Source organism: Thioalkalivibrio versutus, assembly GCF_001020955.1.
Lineage (GTDB): Bacteria > Pseudomonadota > Gammaproteobacteria > Ectothiorhodospirales > Ectothiorhodospiraceae > Thioalkalivibrio > Thioalkalivibrio versutus.
In genome coordinates this window covers 2,745,653-2,770,422 of the sequence record NZ_CP011367.1, presented here as the reverse complement: position 1 = coordinate 2,770,422, position 24,770 = coordinate 2,745,653, and the positions used below count along the sequence as shown (strand labels likewise).

The 24,770-nt window shown below is 67.0% G+C and carries 24 protein-coding genes and 1 pseudogene; 20 read left to right on the top strand and 5 right to left on the bottom strand.

All coding sequences use genetic code 11. The features are described from left to right. Positions 1 to 12 precede the first annotated feature (12 nt). A complete protein-coding gene (tsaD, locus tag TVD_RS12875; RefSeq protein WP_019563098.1) occupies positions 13 to 1,035 on the top strand; it encodes a tRNA (adenosine(37)-N6)-threonylcarbamoyltransferase complex transferase subunit TsaD in 1,023 nt (340 codons plus the stop codon). Positions 1,036 to 1,080: 45 nt separating this feature from the next. Here tsaD and plsY read toward each other — a convergent pair whose 3' ends face one another. Then, positions 1,081 to 1,698: a glycerol-3-phosphate 1-O-acyltransferase PlsY gene (gene plsY, locus TVD_RS12870; RefSeq protein WP_018168903.1), complete on the bottom strand. Its 618-nt coding sequence runs from the start codon at positions 1,696 to 1,698 to the stop codon at positions 1,081 to 1,083. 47 nt (positions 1,699 to 1,745) lie between these two features. Here plsY and TVD_RS12865 point away from each other — a divergent pair, with 47 nt between their 5' ends. The 11 genes from TVD_RS12865 (at position 1,746) to TVD_RS15005 (ending at position 12,571) form a co-directional block, all read left to right on the top strand. Further along, positions 1,746 to 2,570 (top strand): alpha/beta fold hydrolase, encoded by an 825-nt coding sequence (locus TVD_RS12865; protein WP_047251772.1) that lies wholly within the window; start codon positions 1,746 to 1,748, stop codon positions 2,568 to 2,570. Continuing rightward, positions 2,567 to 3,439 carry a malonyl-ACP O-methyltransferase BioC gene (gene bioC / locus TVD_RS12860; RefSeq protein ID WP_047251771.1) on the top strand — a complete coding sequence of 291 codons (873 nt, stop codon included), beginning with the start codon at positions 2,567 to 2,569 and terminating at the stop codon, positions 3,437 to 3,439. The genes TVD_RS12865 and bioC overlap by 4 nt, the downstream gene beginning before the upstream one ends. A gap of 204 nt (positions 3,440 to 3,643) precedes the next feature. Then, on the top strand, positions 3,644 to 5,128 hold the full coding sequence (gene ccoN / locus TVD_RS12855; RefSeq protein ID WP_047251770.1) for a cytochrome-c oxidase, cbb3-type subunit I: 1,485 nt from the start codon (positions 3,644 to 3,646) through the stop codon (positions 5,126 to 5,128). 19 nt (positions 5,129 to 5,147) lie between these two features. Next, positions 5,148 to 5,882 carry a cytochrome-c oxidase, cbb3-type subunit II gene (gene ccoO, locus TVD_RS12850; protein ID WP_047251769.1) on the top strand — a complete coding sequence of 245 codons (735 nt, stop codon included), beginning with the start codon at positions 5,148 to 5,150 and terminating at the stop codon, positions 5,880 to 5,882. 18 nt (positions 5,883 to 5,900) lie between these two features. Then, positions 5,901 to 6,119, top strand: coding sequence for a cbb3-type cytochrome oxidase subunit 3 (locus tag TVD_RS12845; protein ID WP_018145085.1), 219 nt, complete (start codon positions 5,901 to 5,903; stop codon positions 6,117 to 6,119). After that, positions 6,116 to 7,045, top strand: coding sequence for a cytochrome-c oxidase, cbb3-type subunit III (ccoP, locus tag TVD_RS12840; protein ID WP_047251768.1), 930 nt, complete (start codon positions 6,116 to 6,118; stop codon positions 7,043 to 7,045). Before TVD_RS12845 ends, ccoP begins: the two co-directional genes overlap by 4 nt. Before the next feature lie 179 nt (positions 7,046 to 7,224). Next, complete coding sequence (gene ccoG / locus TVD_RS12835) at positions 7,225 to 8,625, top strand: cytochrome c oxidase accessory protein CcoG (protein WP_047251767.1); 1,401 nt, start codon at positions 7,225 to 7,227, stop codon at positions 8,623 to 8,625. A gap of 110 nt (positions 8,626 to 8,735) precedes the next feature. After that, positions 8,736 to 9,569 (top strand): FixH family protein, encoded by an 834-nt coding sequence (locus TVD_RS12830; RefSeq protein WP_018168910.1) that lies wholly within the window; start codon positions 8,736 to 8,738, stop codon positions 9,567 to 9,569. Between the two features lie 17 nt (positions 9,570 to 9,586). Then, positions 9,587 to 12,142: a heavy metal translocating P-type ATPase gene (locus tag TVD_RS12825; protein ID WP_047251766.1), complete on the top strand. Its 2,556-nt coding sequence runs from the start codon at positions 9,587 to 9,589 to the stop codon at positions 12,140 to 12,142. A 30-nt stretch (positions 12,143 to 12,172) separates the two neighbouring features. After that, positions 12,173 to 12,391 carry a cbb3-type cytochrome oxidase assembly protein CcoS gene (ccoS, locus tag TVD_RS12820; protein ID WP_018937415.1) on the top strand — a complete coding sequence of 73 codons (219 nt, stop codon included), beginning with the start codon at positions 12,173 to 12,175 and terminating at the stop codon, positions 12,389 to 12,391. A 54-nt stretch (positions 12,392 to 12,445) separates the two neighbouring features. Then, positions 12,446 to 12,571, top strand: a complete 126-nt coding sequence (locus tag TVD_RS15005) for a hypothetical protein (protein ID WP_276202103.1) — start codon at positions 12,446 to 12,448, stop codon at positions 12,569 to 12,571. 121 nt (positions 12,572 to 12,692) lie between these two features. Here TVD_RS15005 and rpoH read toward each other — a convergent pair whose 3' ends face one another. From rpoH to ftsY, 4 genes are all read right to left on the bottom strand, one after another. Further along, positions 12,693 to 13,559 carry an RNA polymerase sigma factor RpoH gene (gene rpoH / locus TVD_RS12815; protein ID WP_018145092.1) on the bottom strand — a complete coding sequence of 289 codons (867 nt, stop codon included), beginning with the start codon at positions 13,557 to 13,559 and terminating at the stop codon, positions 12,693 to 12,695. Between the two features lie 102 nt (positions 13,560 to 13,661). Beyond that, positions 13,662 to 14,591: a cell division protein FtsX gene (locus tag TVD_RS12810; protein WP_047251765.1), complete on the bottom strand. Its 930-nt coding sequence runs from the start codon at positions 14,589 to 14,591 to the stop codon at positions 13,662 to 13,664. Next, entirely contained in the window at positions 14,588 to 15,265 is a 678-nt protein-coding gene (ftsE, locus tag TVD_RS12805; RefSeq protein WP_018145094.1) for a cell division ATP-binding protein FtsE, read from the bottom strand. Before ftsE ends, TVD_RS12810 begins: the two co-directional genes overlap by 4 nt. A 12-nt stretch (positions 15,266 to 15,277) precedes the next feature. After that, the gene (gene ftsY, locus TVD_RS12800) at positions 15,278 to 16,285 is read right to left on the bottom strand and encodes a signal recognition particle-docking protein FtsY (RefSeq protein ID WP_047251764.1); all 1,008 of its coding nucleotides are present in this window, start codon (positions 16,283 to 16,285) and stop codon (positions 15,278 to 15,280) included. A gap of 79 nt (positions 16,286 to 16,364) precedes the next feature. Between ftsY and TVD_RS12795 the strand changes: the two are divergent. The 8 genes and pseudogenes from TVD_RS12795 (at position 16,365) to TVD_RS12760 (ending at position 24,737) form a co-directional block, all read left to right on the top strand. After that, positions 16,365 to 17,785 (top strand): annotated as a pseudogene (locus TVD_RS12795) (M16 family metallopeptidase). A 14-nt stretch (positions 17,786 to 17,799) separates the two neighbouring features. After that, positions 17,800 to 19,098, top strand: coding sequence for a M16 family metallopeptidase (locus tag TVD_RS12790; protein ID WP_047251763.1), 1,299 nt, complete (start codon positions 17,800 to 17,802; stop codon positions 19,096 to 19,098). After that, positions 19,085 to 19,696: a 16S rRNA (guanine(966)-N(2))-methyltransferase RsmD gene (gene rsmD / locus TVD_RS12785; protein ID WP_047251762.1), complete on the top strand. Its 612-nt coding sequence runs from the start codon at positions 19,085 to 19,087 to the stop codon at positions 19,694 to 19,696. Before TVD_RS12790 ends, rsmD begins: the two co-directional genes overlap by 14 nt. Before the next feature lie 204 nt (positions 19,697 to 19,900). Further along, entirely contained in the window at positions 19,901 to 21,523 is a 1,623-nt protein-coding gene (locus TVD_RS12780) for a BCCT family transporter (RefSeq protein ID WP_047251761.1), read from the top strand. Between the two features lie 60 nt (positions 21,524 to 21,583). Further along, entirely contained in the window at positions 21,584 to 22,414 is an 831-nt protein-coding gene (locus TVD_RS12775) for an NAD(P)-dependent oxidoreductase (protein ID WP_047251760.1), read from the top strand. A gap of 370 nt (positions 22,415 to 22,784) precedes the next feature. Beyond that, positions 22,785 to 22,988, top strand: a complete 204-nt coding sequence (rpmE, locus tag TVD_RS12770) for a 50S ribosomal protein L31 (protein WP_018145101.1) — start codon at positions 22,785 to 22,787, stop codon at positions 22,986 to 22,988. Positions 22,989 to 23,004: 16 nt separating this feature from the next. Next, a complete protein-coding gene (locus TVD_RS12765) occupies positions 23,005 to 23,871 on the top strand; it encodes a thermonuclease family protein (protein WP_047251759.1) in 867 nt (288 codons plus the stop codon). After that, positions 23,871 to 24,737 carry a M48 family metallopeptidase gene (locus TVD_RS12760; RefSeq protein WP_047251758.1) on the top strand — a complete coding sequence of 289 codons (867 nt, stop codon included), beginning with the start codon at positions 23,871 to 23,873 and terminating at the stop codon, positions 24,735 to 24,737. The genes TVD_RS12765 and TVD_RS12760 overlap by 1 nt, the downstream gene beginning before the upstream one ends. Positions 24,738 to 24,770: the final 33 nt, after the last annotated feature.

Genomic DNA, 24,770 nt, shown 5'->3' with positions numbered 1-24,770 from the left:
CATGCTTGCGCAATGATCGTACTGGGCATCGAGACTTCCTGCGACGAGACGGGTGTGGCGCTGATCGACGCGGACCGGGGCCTGCTTGCGCACCGGCTGTACAGCCAGACCGACCTGCACGCTGTCTACGGCGGCGTGGTGCCGGAGCTGGCCTCGCGCGATCATATTCAGCGGTTGCTGCCGCTGGTGAGCGCGGTGCTGGACGAGGCGGGCGTGGACGGCCACGACCTGGATGCGGTGGTCTACACCGGTGGGCCGGGGTTGCTGGGGGCGCTCCTGACCGGGGCCTCGGTGGCGCGCTCCCTGGCCTGGGGCTGGGGCATCCCGGCGCTGGCCGTGCATCACCTGGAGGGCCACCTGCTGGCGCCGTTTCTGGAGGATACCGGACTCGATTTCCCGTTCCTGGTGCTGCAGGTCTCCGGCGGGCATACCCAGCTGATTCATGCGCGTGCCCTGGGCGACTACGACCTGATCGGCGAGAGCATCGACGATGCCGCGGGCGAGGCCTTCGACAAGACCGCCAAGCTGCTGGGGCTGGGCTATCCGGGTGGGCCGGCGCTCGCGCGTCTGGCCGAGCAGGGGCGCTCGGACGCCCTGCGCCTGCCGCGCCCGATGCTCGACCGCCCGGGGCTGGACATGAGCTTCTCCGGTCTGAAGACCGCGGTGCTGACCGCATTGAAGAAACAGGTCTACCGGCCGGAGGATGTCGCCCGCGCCTTCGAGGAAGCGGTGACCGACACCCTGGTGGAGAAGACCCGGCGCGGCCTGGAGCAAACCGAGGCCCCGGCGCTGGTGGTCGCCGGTGGCGTGGCGGCCAACACGACATTGCGCGCCGGGCTCAAGGCCATGGCGCAGCGTCAGGGGGTGCCAGTGTATTTCCCGCGGCCCGAATTCTGCACCGACAACGGGGCGATGATCGCGCTGGCCGGGCTGCGGCGACTGCAGGCCGGCCAGGTGACGGAAACCGGGGCGCCGGTGGTGGCGGCGCGGGCGCGCTGGCCGCTGGCGGAGCTGGCGCCGCCCGCGGTGGCATGAAGGGGGCTGCGGATGGGGCTGTAAACCCGTCCGCAGGCCGAAGGGTTATTCCTTTGGCGCCGCCGGGGCCTTGTCCTTCTGGCCGATCCGCGATTCCTCCCCGCGCATCAGGCGGCGGATGTTGCTGTCGTGACGGATGAACAGGATCACGCTCATCAGGGCCACGGCGGCACTGATCCAGTGGTCCATGCCCAGCAGGACCATGTACACCGGGGCCATGCCGGCGGCGACCAGGGCAGCCAGCGACGAATAGCGCCAGATGGCGGCAACGACCAGCCAGGTGAGAAGGACCAGGCCGCCGACCAGCGGGCTGATGGCGAGCATCACGCCCAGTGCGGTGGCCACGCCCTTGCCGCCCTGAAAGCGGTAGAACACCGGGAACACGTGCCCGAGGAAGGCGGCCAGGCCGATCAGGCCGATCGCCCAGCCGGGGAACAGGTCCAGTTGCAGGGCGACGAACACCGGCAGCCAGCCCTTGCCGACATCCCCGATGAGCGTGATGATGGCCGCCGTCTTGCCGCCCGAGCGCAGTACATTGGTGGCGCCGGGGTTCTTCGAGCCGGTGGTGCGCGGGTCCGGCAGGCGCAGCAGCTTGCTGACCAGAATGGCCGTGGAAAGCGATCCCAGTAGATACGCGATGATGATGCCGATTGTGATGCCCATGAGCGGTCAGCCTGCCTGCGCGGATTGGCGAGAGGATTCGACCGCACATGATACGCAAGCCGGTGGCCGCCGTTCAGGGCGCTGACGTGCCTGCCGCGCAATCGCAGGGCGGTGCTCCGACGCTGGTGCTCCTGCATGGCTGGGGCTTCTCCGGCGCGGTGTGGGCGCCGCTGCGGGCCGCGCTCCCGGGCGCGACACGGGTCCTGGCGCCGGACCTGCCCGGGCACGGGGTCGCCGGCGATGGCGAGACGCTGGCGGATGCCGAGCGCACCGCGGCGGCGTTGATCGCTTCGCTGCCAGCGGATGTCGAGTGTCCGGTGTGGGCGGGCTGGTCCCTGGGCGGTCTGGTCGCGCTGGCCGCCGCGCGCCAGTGGTCGGGGCCCCAGGGGCTGCTGCTGATCGGGTCCTCGCCGCGCTTTGCGAAGGCCGACGACTGGCCGGCGGCCCTGCCCCCGGCCGAGCTGGAAGATTTTCGTGCAGCCCTCGTGGGTGGCCGCCGGCGGCTGGAGCGCCGCCTGGCGATGCTCTGTGCACGTGGCAGCCAGGATGCCGCTTCGCTCGCCCGCCGGCTGGTGGCGGAGTTACAGGCCGCTCCAGCCTCGCCCGAGGGCCTGGAGGCCGGCCTCGCGCTACTGGAGGCGGCGGATCTTCGGTCCGTCTGGGCGGGCCTGGAGGTGCCGGCGGCGGCCTGGCTGGAGGCGGGCGATGCGCTGGTGCCGGCCGCCGTGGCGGAGGATTTGCACGGGCTGCGACCCGCCAGTCGGATCGTCCGCGGCGTGGGCGGCCACGCGGAGTGGTTCGCGCGCCCGCAATCCTTGGCCGGTTTGGTCGTCGAGTTCTTGAATCAGTGCAGCGCAGGGAAATCCGCATGAGCCGATCCGACAGTTTCGACCTCGACAAGGCGCGGGTCCGCGAGGCCTTCGCGCGGGCGGCTTCCACCTACGAGGAGCACGCAGTCCTGCAGCGCGAGGTGCAGGAGCGAATGCTGGGGCGGCTGGACTGGGTTCGCATGCAGCCGGAGCAGGTCGTGGATCTCGGCTGCGGCATCGGCGAGGCCCTGGACCACTTGAGCCGCCGCTACCGCAAAGCCCGCCTGGCCGGGGTCGATTTCGCCCCGGAGATGGTCGCGCGGGCGCGCCGCCGCGGGCGCTGGCTGCGCCGGCCGCAGGTGGTCTGCGGCGATCTCGAGGCGCTGCCGCTGGCGGAGCAGTCCTTCGACCTGGCGGTTTCCAGTTCCGCCCTGCAGTGGTGCGCCAGCCTGGATCAGGCCTTCATGGAGGTGCGGCGTATCCTGCGCCCGGGCGGGCTGTGGATGTTTACCACCTTCGGTCCTGACACCCTGCGTGAGCTGCGGGCCGCCTTCGCGACGGTGGACGGTGGGGCGGGGACGCATGTGAACGCCTTCATGGATATGCACGACATTGGCGATGCGCTGGTGCGCGCCGGGTTTGCCGATCCGGTGATGGACCAGGAGGCCCTGACCCTGACCTACCCGGATCTGACCGGGTTGATTCGTGACCTGCGCGGGGTTGGGGTGCGCAATGCCCTGTCGGGCCGGTCGCCCGGACTGTTCGGTCCGCGCCGCCTGGTTGCGGTGGCCGAGGCCTACGCGCGCGACTTCGGCGTGGAGGGTCGCCTTCCGGCAACCTGGGAGGTGGTCTACGGCCATGCCTGGGTGCCGGACGCCCCGCCGCCATCGCGCCCGGCGGGGCGGGTGATCCCGGTCCAGCCGATTCGTTGATCCAGATCAACGAATCGGCCCGGCGCCCTCTCGCCTGGAGGTGTATGACCGATGTATTATCGATGTGGTCAAAAGTTCCGCCAATCGCACTCAATATCCGAGTGACACAGGCGGTATTGGTTTTTTGTGGGCCCGGAATGGGGTAGAGTTCACGCCCCCGAACGATCGGGACATCCGTGTTCCCCGCAGCAAGGTGGAAAAGTCATGTCACAAGCAGCCACTACGGCGGGTGCCGCACCCGCAGCGTCAGTCGCGACTTCCGAGCAGTACAACTACGCGATCATCAAGCGGTTCGCCATTGCCGCCGTCCTCTGGGGCGTGTTTGGCATGGCAGCGGGCGTTTGGATCGCTTCGCAGCTGGCGTTCCCGTTCCTGAATTTCGATATCGCGCAGATCACGTTTGGGCGCTTCCGCCCGGTCCATACCTCGGCCGTGATCTTCGGGTTCGGGGGTAATGCGCTGTTTGCTACTTCGTACTACATCGTTCAGCGGACCTGCCAGACGCGCCTGTGGAGTGACTCCATGGCGAGCTTCACCTTCTACGGGTGGAACCTGGCGCTGATCCTGGGCGTGATCACCTACATGATGGGGATCACCCAGGGCCGCGAGTACGCCGAGTTCAACTGGCAGATCGACCTGATCATCCTGGTTGTCTGGGTGGCTTACTTCATGGTCTTCCTGATGACCCTGCTGCGCCGGAACCAGCCGCACATCTACGTGGCGAACTGGTTCTTCATGGCCTTCATCCTGGCGACCGCGCTGCTGCACGTCTTCAACAACATCCAGGTGCCGGTGGGTCTGTTCCACCCGCATTCCTACTCCGTGTTTTCCGGGGTGCAGGATGCGATGACTCAGTGGTGGTACGGCCATAATGCGGTGGGCTTCTTCCTGACCGCGGCCTTCCTCGGGATGATGTACTACTTCGTGCCGAAGCAGGCCGGGCGTCCGATCTACTCGTACAAGCTGTCCATCATCCATTTCTGGGCGCTGGTCTTCCTGTACATGTGGGTGGGCGCGCACCACCTGCACTGGACCGCCCTGCCGGACTGGGTCTCCACCCTGGCGGCGACCTTCTCCATCCTGCTGCTGCTGCCTTCCTGGGGTGGCATGATCAACGGCATCATGACCCTGTCGGGCGCCTGGGATAAGCTGCGCACCGACCCGATCATGCTGTTCCTGATCACCGCGCTGGCGTTCTACGGCATGTCGACCTTCGAAGGTCCGATGATGTCGCTGAAGAGCGTGAACGCGCTGTCGCACTACACCGACTGGACCGTGGGCCACGTGCATTCCGGTGCGCTGGGCTGGGTGGCGATGATCACCTTCGGCTCCCTGTACCACCTGATGCCGCGCCTGTGGAACGTGAACCTGTACAGCCTGAAGCTGGTGTACGTGCACTTCTTCCTGGCGACCATCGGGATCGTGTTGTACATCACCGCGATGTGGGTGGCCGGTATCGGTCAGGGTCTGATGCTGCGTGCCTTCGACCAGTACGGGAACCTTGCCTACACCTTCACCGAGTCGGTGGTGTTCCTGCACAAGCCGTACGTGGTGCGCGCCATCGGTGGCGGGTTCTTCCTCGCCGGCATGCTGATCATGGCGTTCAACATCGCGATGACCGTTCGCTCGGGCATCAAGGCCGAGGCCCGCGAGGCCCAGGCTGCGTCCACCGAAGCCCGCACGGCCTGATTAGGGAGAGAATAGATCCATGAAGCATGAAAGCGTTGAAACCAATGCCGGCCTGCTGATCATCCTCACCCTTGCGGTGATCAGCGTCGGCGGCCTGGTCGAGATCGTGCCGTTGTTCTACATCGACGACACAATCGAGGAAGTGGACGGCGTGCGTCCCTACACCCCGCTGGAACAGCGTGGCCGCGACATCTACGTTCGCGAGGGCTGCCACACCTGCCACTCGCAGATGGTGCGTCCGTTCCGTGACGAGATGCTGCGCTACGGCCACTACTCGCTGGCGGCCGAGTCGCAGTACGACCATCCGTTCCAGTGGGGCTCCAAGCGCACCGGTCCGGACCTCGCCCGTGTTGGCGGCAAGTACTCCAACGAATGGCAGGTTCAGCACCTGATCAATCCGCAGTCGCTGGTGCCGGAGTCGATCATGCCGGGCTACCCCTGGCTGGCGGAAACCCCGCTTGACTACTCCGATATCGACCGCCGGATGGTCGCGCTGAAGCGGGTCGGTGTGCCGTACTCGCTCACCGAAGAGGAATACGAGGCCAACGTCGAGCGCTTCGGCGAAGAGCACGCCCGGATGTTCGATATCCGTGACGCCGAGGACAACCTGGTTAGCCAGGCCCAGGCGGGGAACTTCGACGGCAACCCCGGGACGGTCACCGAGATGGACGCAATCGTCGCCTATCTCCAGGTGCTCGGGACCATGGTCGACTTCAGCGAATACGACGACGGACACTTTGCCGAGTTCCGGTAAGGAGGAGCGGGCGCGAACATGATGGGACTGTGGGAATGGATCACGGACATGGGCAACAGCAAGATGGTCGCCCTGTTGCTCTTCATGGGCACCTTTATCGGGGTCGTGATCTTCCTGTTTGCCAACCGTCAGCGCGCCCGGAAGTTCGAGACGTATCGCTATATTCCTCTGGATGACGATGATTCACATCGGGAGCCCGTGGCCCGGCGTGACAAAACCAAGAGTGACGAGCAATGAGCACACAGGACAACCGCGAAAAGGACCCGAACCAGGTCGAGACCACTGGGCACGTCTGGGACGGGAACCTCCAGGAATACAACAACCCGCTCCCGCGCTGGTGGCTGTGGGGTTTCTACGCCACGATCGTGTTTGCCGTGGTGTACTGGCTGATCTACCCGGCCTGGCCGATCGGTGACAGCTTTACCAAGGGCTTCAACACCATCACCTTCGAGCAGGGTGGCGAAGAGCGCACGATGCACTGGAACACCCGTGCGCTGCTGGCCAAGGACATGCAGACCGGCACCTACGCGGTGCGTCAGCGCGAGATGCTTGAACAGGTCGCGGCCCAGGATTACGAAACCATCCTGCAGGACGCCGAGAGCATGAGCTTCGTCAACGCCTACGCCCAGGGTTCCTTCGGCACCTGGTGTGCCGCTTGCCATCAGGTTGGCGGTGCCGGCGTGGTCGGGCAGTACCCGAACCTGCGCAACGACCACTGGAAGTGGGGTGGCACCGTGGAGCAGATCGAGGAAACCCTGCACCAGGGTCGCCTGGGCTACATGCCGGGCTACCGTGACACCCTCGACGGCGACCAGCTGAACCAGGTCGCAGCGTACGTGCTGTCGCTCAACGACTACAACGTCGACCAAGAAGAAGCGGACGCCGGCGAACGCATTTTCACCGGTACCGATGGCGGCTGCTTCCAGTGTCACGCCATGGATGGCCAGGGCCTGGCCTCCCAGGGTGCTCCCAACCTGACCAATGATCTCTGGGGTCTGGTGGACGTGCGCGGTGCGGAAAGCGATAGCGAGCGCCAGCGTCTGGTGGCGAACTTCATTCGCAACGGCGCCCAGCGCGAGATGCCTGCGTTCGGGGATCGTCTGTCCGATGCCGAGATCAAGATGCTGACGGCCTACGTGCATTCGTTGGGTGGCGGGCAGTAAGCGCGAAACTGTTGACCGTATGGTGAGCCCCGGGGCCGGGCGCTCGCCGCGATAACTACAGGGGTGCCCGCCGGGTTGTTTGACGCCCGAGGGCGCCCCTGCTTTTTTGGAAGGAACCCGATCCCAGGGCGCGCCTTGCGGCCGCCCCACTCTGCCGGATTGAACTCCAGGAGGTTTTGATGTCCCAGGCCCAGCCGTTGTACGAGGCACGCATCCCGATCCATCCGCGGTCGGTCAAGGGGCGTTTCCGCAATCTGAAGACCGGCATCCTGTTGCTCGCCTACGGTGTGTTCTTCGGCCTGCCCTGGGTCCGCTGGGAGCGCGAATACGGCCCCAATCAGGCGGTCTTGTTCGACATCCCGGGCCGGCAGTTCCACATCTTCGATCTGGTCGTCTACCCGCAGGACATCTTCTGGTTGGCCGGCTTCCTGCTCGTGGCCGCCTTGCTGCTGTTTTTCGTCACGGGCGTCGCCGGACGGGTGTTCTGTGGCTATTTCTGCTTCCAGACCCTGTGGACCGACGTCTTCATGTGGCTGGAACGCAAGATCCAGGGTGAACGGCCCGCCCGCCTGCGCCTGGCCAAGCAGCCCTGGAATGGGGAGAAGGCCGTCAAGTACGGCCTGACCCACCTTTCCTGGCTCCTGGTCGCCTTTTCGACCGGGCTTGGGTTCGTCTTGTACTGGGGCAATGCGCCTTCGCTCGTGGCCGATTTCTTTACCGGGCAGGCGGCCCACGCCGCCTATGTAACGGCCGGGATCCTCACGGCCACGACGTACACCTTTGCCGGCCTGGCGCGGGAACAGGTCTGCACCTTCATGTGCCCCTATGCCCGATTCCAGAGCGTAATGTTCGATCGCGACACGCTGATCGTGTCCTATGTCGAGTCGCGTGGCGAAGGCACAGCCGGGCGTGCCAAGGTGCAGCCGGGCCTGAAGACGCGCGAGGAACGCCAGGCGGCCGGGGTCGGCGACTGCATTGATTGCGGCTATTGCGTTCAGGTCTGCCCGACCGGCATCGATATCCGCGACGGTCTGCAGCCCCAGTGCATTCATTGCGCGCTGTGTATCGACGCCTGTGACACCATCATGGACAAGCAGGGCTGGCCACGAGGCCTGATCGCCTACACCTCCGAGCGCGAGCAGGAGGGCGGGAAGACCCATGTCCTGCGCGGCAAGACCCTTGGCTACGGGGCCGCCGTGCTGATCGTGATCGTGGCGCTGGTCGGCAGTATTCTCGGGCGCCCGCCGGTGGACGCCAACGTCAACCAGGTGCGCCAGCCGCTTTACGTCCAGATGTCCGATGGTCGCACCCAGAACGGCTACGAGATCCGCCTGAACAACACCGCCGATCGGGAGCTGGACTTCGAGATCGGCCTGGCGGGGCTGGAGGGCGCCGAACTGGATCTGGGCCAGGTGGAACGCATCCGTCTGGAGCCCGGTGAGCGGCTGACCGTCGTGGCGCGTGTGCGCCACGACGTGCCCGCCGGTACTCCCTCGCCGCAGCCTTTCCGCTTCGTGATCACCGACCGCGAGGGCCATATCGAACCGCTCGAGGTGACCTCGCAGTTCAGTCACCGCTAGCAAGCGTTGCCGCCAGCTACCGGCGAAGAAACAGTAACCGAGCTGCCGGAACTCGCGCGGCACACCGCAAGCGCCTAGCTTGCGTTCACGCAGGAAACGAAGAAAAGCATATGAGCAACCTCGTCATTACCCTCGGCATTGGCAGTGCGGCACTGGCCATCCTGTTCGCCCTGATCTACCGCTTCACGCGGTTCAAGGCCTACAGCACCTCGGCCGTGGTGGTCGCGCTCATGCTGTTCGTGTTTATCCCCTATTCGATCCTGACCTGGCAGGGGGCCGACGTCTTCGCCATTCATCTGGCGCTCTACATCATCGTGCCTTACGGCCTGGGGATCGTGTTCACCCAGAAGGAGGCCGAGGTCGAAAGTGGTGGCAAGGCCAAGATTGGGCGCCTGCACTGGGCCCCGTTGGTGTTGGTGGGGTTCTTCACCATGGTCGCCTCGGTGCAGGCAGTCCTGATCACGCTCGCCCATAACGGGATGCCGCAGCAGTTCATCGGCTCGATCCTGCCGGAGCCGGAGAACCGGGCCGAGCGCGTGACCTCCGCTTTCCCAGGCACTGTGGCCGGAATGGAGAGCCGCAAGCAAGCGCTCGCCGTGCACCGCGTCTCGGAGCTGCAGGAGCAGCGACAGAAGGGCTGGCAGGTGCGTCAGGGCTGGGTTGACCGACCCACCGAGGGCGAGACCGCTACCCTGCAGGTCGAGGTGCGCGATGCGGACGGCGAGCCGATCGACGATGCCAGCATCCGCGGCCTCTTCATGTGGCTGGCCGACGAACGGCGCGACCAGGGTTTCGAGATGCAGGCGATGGGCGAGGGCATGTATCAGGTCGAAGTGGCGCTGCCGGCACCGGGGCGCTGGGATCTGCGCTTCCAGGTCCAGCACGATGGGCAGCTTCTGGAGCAACAGGCACGCACGCGCGTGCGTAGCGCCCAGCCCGGTTAGCCCACCGCGCTCCCGCCGTGGCGCTCGCGTCCGACTCGCAGGGCCCGGCAACGCCCGAGGCCGAGGCCCGTTGTTTCCACTGCGGCCTGGAGGTACCGGTAGGCGCCTGCTACCCGGTGACGTTCGAGGGCCGCGAGGAACCCACCTGCTGCCCCGGCTGCCAGGCCGTGGCCAGCGCGATCATCGAGCGTGGCCTGGGGGCCTATTACCATCACCGTGATGCCCCCCCGGCGGACACCGGCAGCCCCCTGATCCCCGACGAGCTCCGCGAGCTCGAACTGTTCGATCACCCCGGCGTCCAGCAACAGTTCGTCGCGCCCGCCGGCGCAGAGGGCGACCGCCGTGAGGCCGCCCTGATGCTCGAGGGCATTACCTGTGCGGCCTGCGTATGGTTGAACGAGCGTCATGTCCAGGCCCTTCCGGGCGTGGAGAGCTTTCGCGTGAATTACTCCACCCATCGCGCGCAGGCCGTCTGGGACCCCGAGCGGATTGCCCTGTCGGATATCCTCAAGGCGATCCGCGACATCGGGTACCACGCCCATCCCTACGACCCCGGAACCCGCGAGCAGGCGATCGCCCGCGAACGGGGCCTCGCCTTGCGCCGGATCGCCGTTGCCGCCCTGGGGATGATGCAGGTGATGATGCTGGCCGTGGCGCTCTGGCTGGGCGCCGAGGACACCGAGCACGAAGACCTGCTCCAGTTCATGCGCTGGGTGGCGGCGGCGCTGACCACGCCGGTCGTCCTGTATTCCGCGATCCCGTTCTATCAAAGCGCCTGGCGCGACCTGCGCCATCGCCAGCTGGGGATGGACGTGCCCGTGAGTCTGGCGATCATCGTGACCTACCTGGCCAGCCTGTACGCGGTCATCCTCGGGACCGGCGAGCACGTCTATTTCGAATCGGTCGTGATGTTTGTCTTCTTCCTGCTCACCAGCCGCTATCTGGAGCTGATCGCGCGCCAGCACGCCAGCCATGCCATTGACCGCCTGGATCGCCTGGTTCCCGCCATCGCCAATCGTCTGGATGCAGCCGGGCGCGTCGAGGCGGTCCCGGTCGGCGAGCTGGTGCCGGGGGATCGGGTACGTGTTCGCCCGGGCGAGACCATGCCCACGGACGGCGTGGTGTGCGAAGGCGAGTCGACGGTTAATCGTGCCCTGTTGACCGGCGAGCCCGAGCCGCACGCGGTGCGCATCGGGGATCCCGTGACCGGCGGGACCGTGAACGTCGATGGCCCACTCGCCATCGAGGTCCAGCGCGTCGGTGCCGAGACGACCCTGGCTGCGATCCAGCGGCTGCTCGATCGCGCCCAGACCGAGAAGCCGCGGATGGCCCGGATCGCCGAGGCCGGTACCGGCTGGTTTGTGGGTGCCGTCCTGGTCCTGACGGCGCTGGCGGGTCTGGTCTGGTATGCGTGGATCGATCCGACGCGGGCCCTCTGGGTCATGGTCGCCATGCTGGTCGCCACCTGCCCCTGTGCCCTGGCGCTCGCGACGCCGGTCGCGCTGACAGCCACCACCGGCGCGTTGTCGCGCCTCGGTCTGCTGGTTACGCGCGGCAGTGCCCTGGAGACCTTGCCGCGCGTCGATATGGTCTGTCTCGACAAGACCGGAACCCTGACCGTCGGCATGCCGCGTCTGGTGGCACAATCCGAGCTGCAGCCCGCGCCCGAGGGGGCTGACTGGCTGAACTGGGCCGCCGCGCTCGAGGCCCATTCCGAGCACCCCCTGGCACGCGCCCTCGTCGCTCCGGCCAAGTCCTCAACGGTGGTCGCTAGCGAGGTTCGCAACCTCCCCGGGCGTGGCCTCGTTGGCCACATAGAGGGCCACCGTGTGGCCATTGGTGGATCGTCGATGTTGCCGCAGCGCGGTACGCCCAGCCCGGAGCCACCCCTGGGCTATCCCCTGGCCACCCCGGTCTGGCTGGTGGTCGACGACCAACCGGTCGCCCTGTTCTGGCTGGCCGACACTCCGCGTCCCGGGGCGCGGAACGTGATCGCCGATCTGCAGCGGCGTGGGTTGCGGGTGGTCTTGCTGACCGGGGACCGCCCGCAGGCCGCGCAGGCCTTCGCGGCGGAAATGGGCATCGCCGAAGCCGAGGGTGGCCTGACCCCGGAGGGGAAGCTCGCCTATGTGCACGCTCGCCAGGCAGAGGGCCGGGTGGTCCTGATGGCCGGCGAGGGCATCAACGATGCCCCGGTGCTGGCCGGGGCCGACGTATCGCTGGCGATGGGTGGCGGCACCCAGCTGGCGCAGAATCAGGCCGACCTGGTCCTGCTCTCGGATCGCCTGGAACACCTGCCGCAGGCGCTGGACCAGGCGCGCCACACGCGGCGCGTGATCCGGCAGAACATCGCCTGGGCAATCGGCTACAACCTGGTGGCCCTCCCGGTGGCCGCGGCGGGGCTGCTGACTCCCTGGCTGGCAGCGCTGGGCATGTCGCTCAGCTCGTTGCTGGTGGTTGGCAATGCGCTGCGCCTGCGTCCGGGGCGCGACGTGATGGACACAGGCGCCGAGTCGTCGGTGCCGTCCGGAGAGGCCGTGCGCGATCCGGCGTCACGGCCACCCCCGGTTTAAGCCGTTCGCGCGCCTGGGTACACTGGAAGCATGTCAATCCTCTACCTGTTGATCCCGCTGGCCATGCTGTTCGCCCTGGTGGTGGGCGTGGTGCTGTTCTGGGCCATCCGCTCGGGGCAGTACGACGATCTTCAGGGCCCGGCGCATCGCATCCTGATGGACGATGATGACCCGCGTATCCCGACCGGATCCGGCGAGGAGGCCCCTCCCGACGCGACCGGTGGGGGTCGGAAAAAGTCCCAGCGCTGACCTCGGTCGAACTTGCACCGCGCTGCGGACCCGCTTACCCTTTGCTTATTCTGGTTGAAATTTCCCGAGGACTTCGAGATGCGCGAGTGGTTTACTTTCCCCAACTTTCCGCTGACGTTCACGGTCGGCCTGATCATCTGGTCCTGGATTAGCTTCTTCTCGGTGATCCTGTTCGGCTGATCGGGCATGGAACCGTGCCGGGTGCCGGGCTTGGTCCCGCTGCACCCGGCAACAAAAAGGCCCCGGCTGATGCCGGGGCCTTTTTCGTTCGGGGCCCTGGTTTCGCGAGGGTGCGAAAGCGTCAGTCGTCGAAGGCGGCCCGGATGCGCTTGATCGCGCTGTTCTCGATCTGGCGGATGCGCTCGGCCGAAACGCCGTACTCCGCGGCCAGCTCGTGCAGTGTCGCCTTCTGGTCGGCCATGTAGCGGCGCATCAGGATGGTGCGCGAACGCTCGTCCAGTTCGCCCAGGGTCTCGCTAAGGCGTTCCTGATAATGACGGTCCCAGTCCTCGTCCTCGGTCACATTGGCGGGGTCGTCGCTCAGGTCCTCCAGGCTCAGGCGTTCCGACGGGGCCTGATAGCCGTATTCATCGTCGGCTTCGGGGCCCGGGTCGAAACTCGCATCCTGGCTCGAGAGGCGGCGTTCCATCTCCCAGACGTCCTTTTCGGACACGCCCAGATCCTGCGCCACGGCGGAGACCTCGGCATTGGACAGCCAGCCGAGACGCTGCTTGGCACTACGCAGGTTGAAGAACAGCTTGCGCTGGGCCTTGGTGGTCGCGACCTTCACGATGCGCCAGTTGCGCAGGATGAACTCGTGGATCTCGGCGCGAATCCAGTGCACGGCGAAGGACACCAGGCGCACGCCCTGATTCGGGTCGAAACGGCGGACGGCCTTCATCAGGCCCACGTTGCCTTCCTGGATCAGATCCCCCAGAGGCAGGCCGTACCCCTTGTAGCCGCGCGCAACGTGGATCACGAAGCGCAGGTTGTGCAGGATCAGCTGGCGTGCCGCATCCAGGTCCTGGCGCTCGTGCAGCGCCACGGCCAGTTCACGCTCGTGCTCGGCGTCCAGCACCTCGATGCGGCCAACGGCCTGCATGTAGTGATCGAGGTTGCCCACCGGTACGGGCATGTCGATGCGTGGAGTGGTCAGGGCCTGGTTCATGCGTGGTGTTTCCTCCCGATTCATGACTCTACATTAGCAGTCTGTGAATAAGAGTGCTAAACCCTGCAAAGGTTCCGGACGTTTCGTCCGGGACGCGTCTCCCTAAGGGGCATCCCGCAGGGCATGCCCGCTGCCCAGCCGGGCGCCCAGCCAGCCGAGGAGGAGTCCGGCCAGGAGCAGGGCCAGGAGATGGGTGGCCCCAGGCAGGGACAGCCCGAATTCGAGATCGAACGCGGCCGCGGCCTGTTCCAGTGGCGCCCGGCTCAGGCCGATCCCGATGAGCAGCAGGATGCCGGCAAAAACGCCGCCACCCAGGCCGGTCATCACGCCACCGTAGAGGGAGGGTCGACGCAGGAACCGGTGGGTGGCCCCGCTGATCCGCGAGATGGCGATCTCTTCCCGGCGTTCGCGCAGCTCCGAGGCAGTCGCCAGGGCCAGGATCAGCAACGCCCCCAGCCCCAGCAGGGCGCCCACCACCGACAGGATGCGCAGCCCCAACTGGTGCAGGCTGTTCAACTGCCGCACCCAGTCGTCGTCGCTGACCACCGTTGCACCCGGCACGGTGGCCGCAAGCGCCTCGCGCAGCGCCGCAACCGTCTCGGGATCCGCGGTCGCGGGGACCACATCCACCACGTCCGGCAGCGGGTTTTCGTCCAGCCAGTCCAGCAGGCTCGGGTCGGCCAGGCCCTCGCGATAGCGGGCCAGGGCCTCGTCGGCATCGATCCAGATCCAGCGTTCTACCCGGGCATCGGTCTCCAGGTGGCGTTCCAGATCCGCGACCGTGGCCGCCTCCACGCCGTCGAGGTAGAGGGCGATGCGTGGGTCATGGTCCACGTGGGCGGACAGGGCGCGGGCGTTGTCCAGCAGGACCCAGAGGTAGGCCGGCAGGGCGAGGATGAAGCCCAGCACGGCAATGCTGATCAGGCTCAGAACCGGGGCCTGCAGGCGGCGCTGCAGGCTGCGCCGGGCGGCATCCCGATGGGCCTCCAGCCAGGCCGGTACGGTGTCCAGCAGGCGACGGCCCGGCTTCATGCCGGGGCCCCCGCGGCCGCACGGGCCTCGATGCGTCCGTCTTCCAGGTGCAGGACCGGCTTGCCCATGCGCTCGACCAGGCCGAGGTCATGGCTGGCGATCAGGGCGGTCATGCCGACCCGGTTGAAGTCGTCGAACAGTTGCAGGATCTCGCGCGACAACGCCGGATCGAGGTTGCCGGTGGGCTCGTCTGCCAGCAGCAGGACCGGCCGGTGGACGATGGCCCGGGCAATGCCCACGCGTTGTTGTTCGCCCGCCGACAGGGTCCGCGGGTTGACCCCCTCCTTGTGCAGCAGCCCGACCTTGTCGAGCGCCGCGCGCACGCGTTTGCGCATCTCCGGGCGGCGGTAGGCGAGGATCTCCAGCGGCAGGGCGACGTTGTCGAACACCGGGCGGTCGAACAGCAAGCGATGATCCTGGAACACCAGTCCGATACTGCGGCGAAACCCCGGAATCGCGCGGTTGGAGAGGCGGTCGAGGTCGTGGCCGTTGACCCGGATGCGCCCGCGGGTCGGGCGCTCGAGCCCGGCGATCAGGCGCAGCAGGGTGCTCTTGCCGGCGCCGGAGGGCCCAGTGATGAAGGCCATCGCACCCGGGTCCACGCGCAGGCTGACGTTACTGAGCGCCTCGGACGCGCTGCCGAATCGCTTGGTGACGCGTTGCAGACGAATCATCCGGTGTGCTCGTCAGTCGCTATCGCGGCCGAGCAGGGCGCGCACAAAGGCGCGGGCATCGAAGACCTGTAGATCCTCGGCCTTTTCCCCGACCCCGATGAAGCGCACCGGAATGCCCAGCTGTTCGGCCAGCGCGAACAGCACGCCGCCCTTGGCCGTGCCGTCCAGCTTGGTCACGACGATTCCGGTCAGGCCCAGGGCCTCGTGGAACTGACGGGCCTGGTTCAGGGCGTTCTGGCCGGTGCCGCCGTCCACCACCAGCAGGACCTCGTCCGGGGCGTGTTCGTCCAGCCGGCCCATCACGCGCTTCACCTTGCGGACCTCGTCCATCAGGTTGGTCTGGGTGTGCAGGCGCCCGGCGGTGTCGGCAATCATCACGTCGATGCCGCGCGCCTGCGCGGCCTGCAGGCCGTCGTAGACCACCGAGGCGGAATCCGCCCCGGTGCCCTGGGCGATCACCGGAGCGCCATTGCGCTCGCCCCAGGTCTGCAGTTGTTCCACCGCGGCAGCGCGGAAGGTGTCGCCGGCCGCCAGCAGCACCGAGCGATCGTTCGCCTGCAGGTGATGGGCCAGCTTGCCGATGGTGGTGGTCTTGCCGGCCCCGTTGATACCGACGACGAGGATGGAGAAGGGGCGTTCGGCCTCCGGGATCTCCAGGGGGCGCGAGACCGGCTCGAGGATCTCGATCATGGCCGCCTCCAGGGCGTCCATCAGGGCCTCGGCGTCATCCAGTTGTCCGCGTTTCACCTCGCGGGTGATACGATCCATGATCCGCTGGGTCGCATCCAGGCCCACGTCCGCGAGGAGCAGGCGTTCTTCCAGCTCCTCGAACAGTTCGTCGTCGATCTTGCGCCGGAGCAGCGACCCCAGGTCGCCGCCCAGGACCTGCCCGGTCTTGGCCAGGCCCTTGCGCAGGCGCTGGAACCAGCCGCCGCGGGCGGGCTTGTCCGGCTCGCTGCCAGGTGCCTCCGCGTCGGGGGTGGCCGGGTCTTCGGACTTCTTTTTGCGGAAACCGAACATGCTCGATGTGGTCAAGTAGAGAGTTCGCCAATGCTAGCACGAGGATTCATGAATCATGCGCGGTAAAAACCTGGTCACAGTGCTCGTTACGGCGTTTGTCTTTGCCTGGCCCGTCGGGGTCCTGGCCGCGACGCCCGAGATCGAATCGAAGGTGGTCGAGACTACGCTGGACAACGGCCTGACGGTCCTGGTGCTGGAGGACCGGCGTGCCCCGGTGGTGGCCAACATGGTCTGGTACCGGGTCGGGTCGGCCGACGAGCACAGTGGCGTGACCGGCATCTCGCACATGCTGGAGCACATGATGTTTCGCGGGACCGAGCAGTATGAGCCCGGCGAGTTTTCGCGCATCGTCTCGCGTCTGGGCGGGCGCGAGAATGCCTTTACCGGCCGTGACTACACGGGTTACTTCCAGATCATCGGGCGTGATCACTGGGAGACCATGATGGCGATGGAGGCGGAGCGCATGCAGCATCTGAAGCTGCAGGAAGACGAGTTCCGTCCGGAATTGAACGTGGTAAAGGAAGAGCGCCGTCTGCGCGTGGAGGACCAGCCCAACTCTCTGGTGCGCGAGCAGCTGATGGCCACCGCTTTCCTCAATCATCCGTATGGCAATCCGGTGATCGGCTGGATGAGCGATATCGAGGCCTACACCCTGGAAGACAATCAGGCGTGGTATGACCGCTATTACCACCCGAACAACGCGGTGGTCGTGGTGGTCGGCGATGTCGATGCCGAGCGGGTCATCGAGGCGGCCCGGGAGCATTTTGGGGACATCCCGGCGGGTGATCTCCCGGAGACGAAGCCGCGCGCCGAGACGCCGCAAAAGGGCGAGCGCCGCATCACCGTCGAGGCCCCCGCAGAGCTACCCTACCTGCTGATGGGCTGGAAGGCGCCGGTTCTGAATACCGTGGACGACCCGGTGGATGTCTACGCACTGATGGTGGCGGCCGGGATCCTGGATTCCGGTGAGGCCTCGCGCTTTGCCCGCGAGATCGTACGGGGCGAAGAACTGGCCGGCGCGACCTCGGCCCGCTACAGCCCGTTCAGCCGGCTGGATGACCTGTTCATGATTGCGGCGGTGCCCACGGCGGCCACGGATGTGGAGACGCTGGAGGCGGCCCCGCGGGGGATGTGGAGACGCTGGAGGCGGCCCTGCTGGAGCAGGTGGAGCGGCTGAAGGACGAGCCGGTCAGCGACAGCGAACTGGAACGGGTGCAGGCGCGGGTGATCGCCTCCGAGGTGTACCAGCGTGACTCGGTGCGCTCCCAGGCCTTCCAGCTGGGCATGCTGCAGATCATCGGCGTCGGCTGGCAGGAAGGCGATCGCTTCGTCGAGCGCGTGCGTGCGGTGACTGCCGAGGATGTGCAGCGCGTGGTGCGCGAGTACCTGGTGCCGGAACGACGCACGGTCGGCATTCTCGATCCGCAGCCCCTGGATGGTGACGACCCGCCCGATCCGGGTGCGGTAGAACCCTATGGCGATACCGCGGGGGGTATGTGATGACGGGAGGCAACATGATGCGAACGGGATTCCTGGTAGCCCTGGTCGGGCTGCTGGCGCTGCCGGCCCAGGCGGTGGAGATCGAGGAGTGGGAGACCGACGAGGGGCTGCGCGTGCTGTATGTGGCGGCGCCGGATTTGCCGATGGTCGACCTGCGCCTGACCTTCGACGGTGGGGCCTCGCGCGACGGCGACCAGAATGGCCTGGCCTCGTTGACCAGCAGCGCCCTGCAGCATGGCACGGCGGAGATGGATGCGGACGCGCTGGCCGAGGGTTTCGAGTCGGTGGGCGCGCAGTTCAGCACCACAGCACTGCGCGACATGGCCATCGTCAGCCTGCGTAGCCTGACCGAGCCGGACTGGATGGACGCGGCGCTGGAGACTATGTCCGCAGTCCTGGCCGAGCCAGCCTTCCCGGAGGCCGATTTCGATCGAGCCCGGCGCCAGGCCCTGCAGGGGCTGCAGCGCGAGCGCCAGGATCCCGGGAGCGTGGCCACCCGGCGTTTCTACGAGTTGATGTATGGCGATCACCCCTACGCCAACTGGCCGGGCGGCGAGCGCGAGACCCTGGAGGCGTTGCAGCCCGCGGATGCCCGCGCGTTCTACGAGCGCCACTACACCACGGCCAACGGCGCCCTGGCGATCACGGGCGGGCTGAGCCGCAGTGAGGCCGAGGCTGCGGCGGCACGCATCTCCGCCGCCCTGCCGCAGGGACCTGCGGTGGAACCGCTGCCCGCGGTGGAGCCGCGCGAGGACCCGGTCGAGGAACGTATCGACTTCCCTTCCGAGCAGGCCCATATCCACATGGGGGCCCCGACCCTGCGCCGCGGCGAGGATGACCACTATGCCCTGACCCTGGCCAACCATGCGTTCGGCGGGGGCGGCTTTATCTCGCGCCTGTTCCTGGAGATTCGCAGCGCGCGCGGACTGGCCTATTCGGTCAGCAGCCGCTTTCAGCCCATGGCGGTCGAGGGTCCCTTCCGTATCGGGATGCAGACCGGGGTCGATCAGGCGGACGAGGCGGTGGCCGCGCTGCGCGAGGAACTCGAGCGCTGGCATGCCGAGGGTATCGATGCCGACGAGCTGGAGGCCTCGCGCGAGAATGTGGTCAACAGCTTCCCGCTGTCGTTGGCCTCGAACAGCGACATCGTCAGTCTGCTCGGGATGATCGCCTTCTATGATCTGCCGCTGGATTATCTGGAGCGCTACATCGAACGCATGGAGGCGGTCGAGCTGGATCACCTGAATGCGCGGCTGCGCGAGCGCATCAACCCGGAAGCGATGGTCACGGTGATCGTGGGTGGGCAGGAGTAGGCGCGCCCCCGCCGGGCGCTCTGCGCGCATCCGCATCATCGGCGGGGCCTGGCGCCGCCGCTGGCTGCCGGTGCTTGGGGTCGGCGGGTTGCGCCCGACCGCGGATGCCCTGCGCGAGACCCTGTTCAATTGGCTGCAGCCGCGACTCCCGGGCGCGCGGGTGCTCGACCTGTTCGCCGGCACCGGGGCGCTGGGACTGGAGGCGGCCTCGCGCGGGGCGGACTCGGTGCTGCTGGTCGAGCGCGATGCCCGTGCCGCGGCCCAGCTTCAGGCCAACTGCGAGACCCTGGGGGCCGAGCAGGTGAGCGTGCGCCGGGATGACGCCCTGCGCCTGCTGGCCGGGGAACCGCCAGGTGGGTTGCCCTTCGATCTGGTGCTGGTGGATCCGCCATTCGGCCAGGGCCGGGTGGCGCCGGTGCTCGAGGCCCTTCGCGCGCACGACTGGCTGCACGCGGACAGCCGGATCTACGTGGAAATCGAGTCCGAGGCGGACCTCGAGTTCCTCGCTGCGGGTGGCTGGGAGATCGAGCGCGAGCGTCAGGGCGGGCAGGCCCGTGCCCTGTTGCTGGCCCGTGCTCCCGTCGCCGAGGCGGCGTAATATGGCCCCGGATATGGCGCAGGATATGGTGACGGGTGCGAAGCCCTTCACGTTTTTGCAGTCGGAGCAGTCTTTCGCTACGGTGGCTTTGTCCCACCTACTGCGGCAACGCCCAACGGGCGTGATCCTGTGCGGCTCCCGGAGCACGTTCGGAGCAAGCCCGCGCCGGCCCGCGCTCGCCACAAGAATACAAGGGGAAACCGAATGGATGAGCAGTCCACCCCCGGTCTGACGCAAACCCGCCTCGGCGGCTTTGGCGTGATCTGCAGCCCGGTCTTCTACACCTCGAGTATCGTGATCGCGCTGTTCGTCCTGTTCGGGGCGATCTTCCCGGACACCGCCGAAGCGGTCTTCGCCCAGCTGCAAAGCGGCATCGGGGAGTATCTCGGCTGGTACTACATGCTGGTCGTCACCGTGTTCCTGGTCTTCTCCCTGTACCTGATGTTCAGCCGTTACGGCGGGGTGCGCCTGGGCGATCAGTTCGAGGCCCCGCGCTTTAGCTACACCGCGTGGTTCGCGATGCTGTTCTCCGCGGGTATGGGGATCGGGCTGCTGTTCTGGAGCATCGCCGAGCCGATGTACCACTACCTCAGCCCACCGCACGCCGAGGGCGAGACCAGCGCGGCGGCGGTCGAGGCGATGCGCTACACCTTCTTCCACTGGGGGCTGCATGCCTGGGCAATCTACATTGTCGTCGGCCTGTCGCTGGCGTATTACGCCTACCGCCACAATCTCCCGCTGCTGATCCGTTCCTCGCTGTACCCCTTCATCGGCGACCGGATCTATGGCCCCTGGGGGCACCTGGTGGATGTGGTGGCGCTGTTCGGCACCATGTTCGGCGTGGCGACCTCGCTGGGCCTCGGTGTCATGCAGATCAACTCGGGCCTGAACTTCGTGTTCGGGATCGAGGAATCCACCTACATGCAGATCGTGCTGGTCGCGATCATTACCCTGATCGCGGTGGGCTCGGTCGCGCTGGGCGTCGACAAGGGCATCAAGCGCCTGTCGAACTTCAATATCGGCCTGGCGGTGATCCTGATCGCGCTGCTGCTGGTCATGGGCCCGACCCTGTTCATCCTGCGCCTCCTGGTGGAGAGCACCGGCGTCTACGTTCAGTTCCTGCCCGAGATGAGCCTGTGGGCCGACACGATCGAGGATTCCGGCTGGGCGACCTCCTGGACCATCTTCTACTGGGGCTGGTGGATCTCCTGGGCCCCGTACGTCGGCATGTTCATCGCGCGGGTCTCGCGCGGCCGTACCATCCGCGAGTTCGTCGCCGGGGTGCTGCTGGCCCCGACCGCCGCGGCCTTCGTCTGGCTGGCCGTGTTCGGCGGTACCGCGATGAGCTACGAGCTCGATGGCGTGGTCGACCTGACTGGCGCCGTGTCGGAGAACATGTCCACCGCGCTGTTCGTGACCCTGCAGGCCATGCCGCTGTGGGATTGGCTGTCCGTGGCCGTGATGGCGGCGGCGACGGTGTTGATCGTCACCTTCTTCGTGACCTCCTCGGACTCCGGCTCGCTGGTGATCGACACCCTGGCCTCCGGTGACGTGCGCAACCCGACCGTCACCCAGCGCGTGTACTGGGCCATCCTCGAGGGAGTGGTCGCCTCCATCCTGCTGCTGGCGGGCGGACTGGCCGCGCTGCAGGCGGCCGCGATCAGTGTCGGGCTACCGTTCTCGGTCATCATGCTGATCATGGTGTTCGGCCTGTGGCGAAGCCTGCACCAGACCGAGGCGGTCACGCCGAGCAAGTACCAGAAAGAGGCCCCGCCGCCGCATACCCTGCTGGGGTATACGGACGATCTCGATGACAAGATCAAGTAGGGGGTAACCATGGCTGCGTCCCGAGTGGCGCTGCTGGGATGCGGGCTCATGGGGCAACCCATGGGCCTGCGTCTTTTGCAGGCCGGATTTCCCGTGGTGGCCTACAACCGCACGGTCGCGCGGGCGAGCGATCTGGCGGCCGAGGGGGTCACCGTTCACAGTTCGCCCGCCGCGGCTGTCGCGGAGGCGGACGTGCTGGTGCTGATGCTCAGTGATGCCGCGGCCATCCATGCCGTGCTGGATGCCCTGCCGGCGGGTGCGCTGGATGGTCGCTGCGTGATCCAGATGGCGACCATCCTGCCGGCCGAGAGCCGGGCCCTGGCGGAACGGGTGCGGGGCGCCGGCGCCTGCTACCTGGAGGCGCCGGTGCTGGGTTCCATCCCCGAGGCCCGGGATGGCCGTCTGCTGATCATGGCGGGCGCCGACCGCGAGGCCGACTTCGCCCGGGCCCAGTCGGTACTGGCGGCTCTGGGCGAGACACCCCGGCATGTCGGTTCGGTCGGGCAGGGGGCGGCGCTGAAGCTGGCCTTCAACCAGTTGATCGCGAGTCTTACCGCGGCGTTTTCCCTCAGCCTGGGGCTGGTACGGCGCGAGGGGGTGGCGGTGGATACCTTCATGGAGATCCTGCGCGACAGTGCCCTGTATGCCCCGACCTTCGACAAGAAGCTTGGCAAGATGGTCTCCGGTGACTTCGGTACCGCCAACTTTCCGGTCAAGCACCTGCTGAAGGATGTGCGCCTGACCGAACGCGCGGTGGAGGATGCCCACCTGGTGGGGCCGTGGCTGCCGCTGCTGGCAGATCTACTGGATCGTGCGCGCGAGCAGGGCCTGGCCGATGCGGATTATTCGGCCATCTACACCACGATTGCTCCGGAAAACGCGGGGCAATGAGGAAGATACGGCGACCCTTATGCACAGCGCCTGGCGATGGTGCTCGAGGCTGAAGGGGGTAGCCCGTGGCAACACATTGGACTGATGGGCCGGTATTAAATGGCTTAAAAACCAGTTGTTTGCGTGATATCTTTGCCGGGATCCGGCGGCGGCGCCTTGACGTTTCCGGTGGATTCCGCTCCGGGCGCGACAATTCGTCCACAAAGTTATCCACAGGTTGTCCGCACGGGTAAAACCACCCAGTCATTCAGGCAGTTGTCACCCAGAGTTGAAACGCGCTCTGCAAATGCCGTCGCAACCTGGTCTTGCGCTCGGGCGGGTAGCACCGCTATGCTATCGGACTTTTCGCCAGAACCTGCGTGAGCCGACCATGAAAGCCGACATCCATCCGAACTACCACAACGTCAAGGTTATCTGCAGCTGCGGTACGCAGTTCGAGACCCGCTCCACGCTCTCCGGCGAGGAGATGCACCTGGACGTGTGCTCGCAATGCCATCCGTTCTACACCGGCAAGCAGAAGATCGTTGATACCGCCGGCCAGGTCGACAAGTTCAACCGCCGCTTCGCATTCTGAGGCTGCGGCGCGCCGGATGGCGCGCAACGCGAACGGACACGTGACTGCTGCGGCGGACGTTGTCCGACCCGACGAGGGCGTCCTGCGGGGCGCCCTCGTCTGCGTTGTGGGCTTGGCCCTGGTGCTTCTGGCCACTGCTGCGGCCCGGGCCGAGTGCCGACTGGCGGATCAGGATCCGCGCGGGCTTCAGGAGGTCGAGGTGGAGCGCGTCCAGGGCTTCGATAGTCTGCGGTTGACCGATGGGCGGACCGTTCAGGTGATTGGTCTGGCCCCGGCCGCGCCGCTGCCGGAGAGCGCCGGCCCGATGCGACCCCTGCATCTTCACGAGGGGCTGCGCGAGGCACTGGTCGCCCGGCTGGACGCGGTCGATCAGCGGCTGATCCTGCGCCCGGGCCGTCCCGCCCGGGACGCCGAAGGGCGCCTGCGCATGCATGCCTGGCTGCCCGGCGGGCCGTTGCTGGCGGCCGAATTGATTGCCGCCGGCGAAGCGATGCCGCGCCCCGGGCCGCAGCCGGCCGCCCTGGATACCTGCTTCTACGTGGCGGAGGCCGAAGCACGGGCAGGGGAGCGGGGTCTGTGGTTGGAGCGCCCGGCCGCCCTGCCGGTCCGGATGCTGGACCCGCGTTCCGGTGCCCTGCGCCAGGGCCGGCTGCGGGTGCACGGCGAGGTGGTGGCCGTGCGCGAGACGTCGCGTCACTGGGTGCTGGAGCTGGACGGGCCGCTGGACGTCCTGATTCGCGGGCGTGACCGCAATCACTGGCCCGATCTCCAGCCCGATACCTTGAACGGCGAGGCGGTGATTGTGCGCGGTCAGGTGTATCCTTGGAGAGACCGACTCCGGATGCGCATACGCCATCCGCTCGATCTAGAGGTACCGGAATAATGCGTGCTCTTTCCAAGTCCTGGCGGACCGCTCGCGGTCGCCTGGCCTCTCTGTTCCTGACGGTTCTGGTCGCCGCCGGCCTGGCCGTGGCGATTCCCGGTTGTACCACCAATCCGGTGACCGGACGCTCGCAGCTGATGCTGGTTTCCGAGAATCAGGCGATCGATGCGTCGCGCAGCGCCTATGTCGAGATGCTGGCGCCGGCGCGCGAGGAGGGTCGCATCAATGCCGATCCTGCGATGACCGCGCGGGTGCAGGGCATCACCGAAAAGGTGGTTGCGCAGGCGGTCAAATACCGTCCCGAGACCGCGGACTGGGACTGGGAGATCGCGGTGATCAAGGCCCCGGATACCGTCAACGCCTTCGCCATGGCGGGCGGCAAGATGGCGATTTACTCGGGTATCATCGAACAGCTGGAGCTGACCGATGACGAGCTCGCGCAGATCATCGGGCACGAGATCGCCCACGCGCTGTCGGCGCATACGGCGGAAAAGATGTCGGTTGCGCTGGCCAGCAATCTGGCCCTGACGGGTTACGCCCTCTCCGGCGACCGTTCGCAGGTGGCCCTGACCGGGGCGGCACTGGGGGCCGTGCTTGCCGTGCAGCTCCCGCACAGCCGGGGCATGGAATCCGAGGCCGACCGCATTGGTATCGAGCTGGCGGCGCGTGCCGGGTACAACCCGGATGCCGCAGCCAGCCTGTGGCGCAAGATGGCTGCCCAGGCCAATGGCGGTCAGCCGGAATTCCTGAGCACTCACCCGGCACCGGATTCGCGCCAGCGCGAACTCACCCGTCTGGCCGACCAGTACCGCCCGTTGTATGACGAGGCCCGGCGCGGGTCCGTCCCCACCCACCCGGTCAACTGATTTCGTTTCCGGTGCGGGCCTACCGCACCGGGC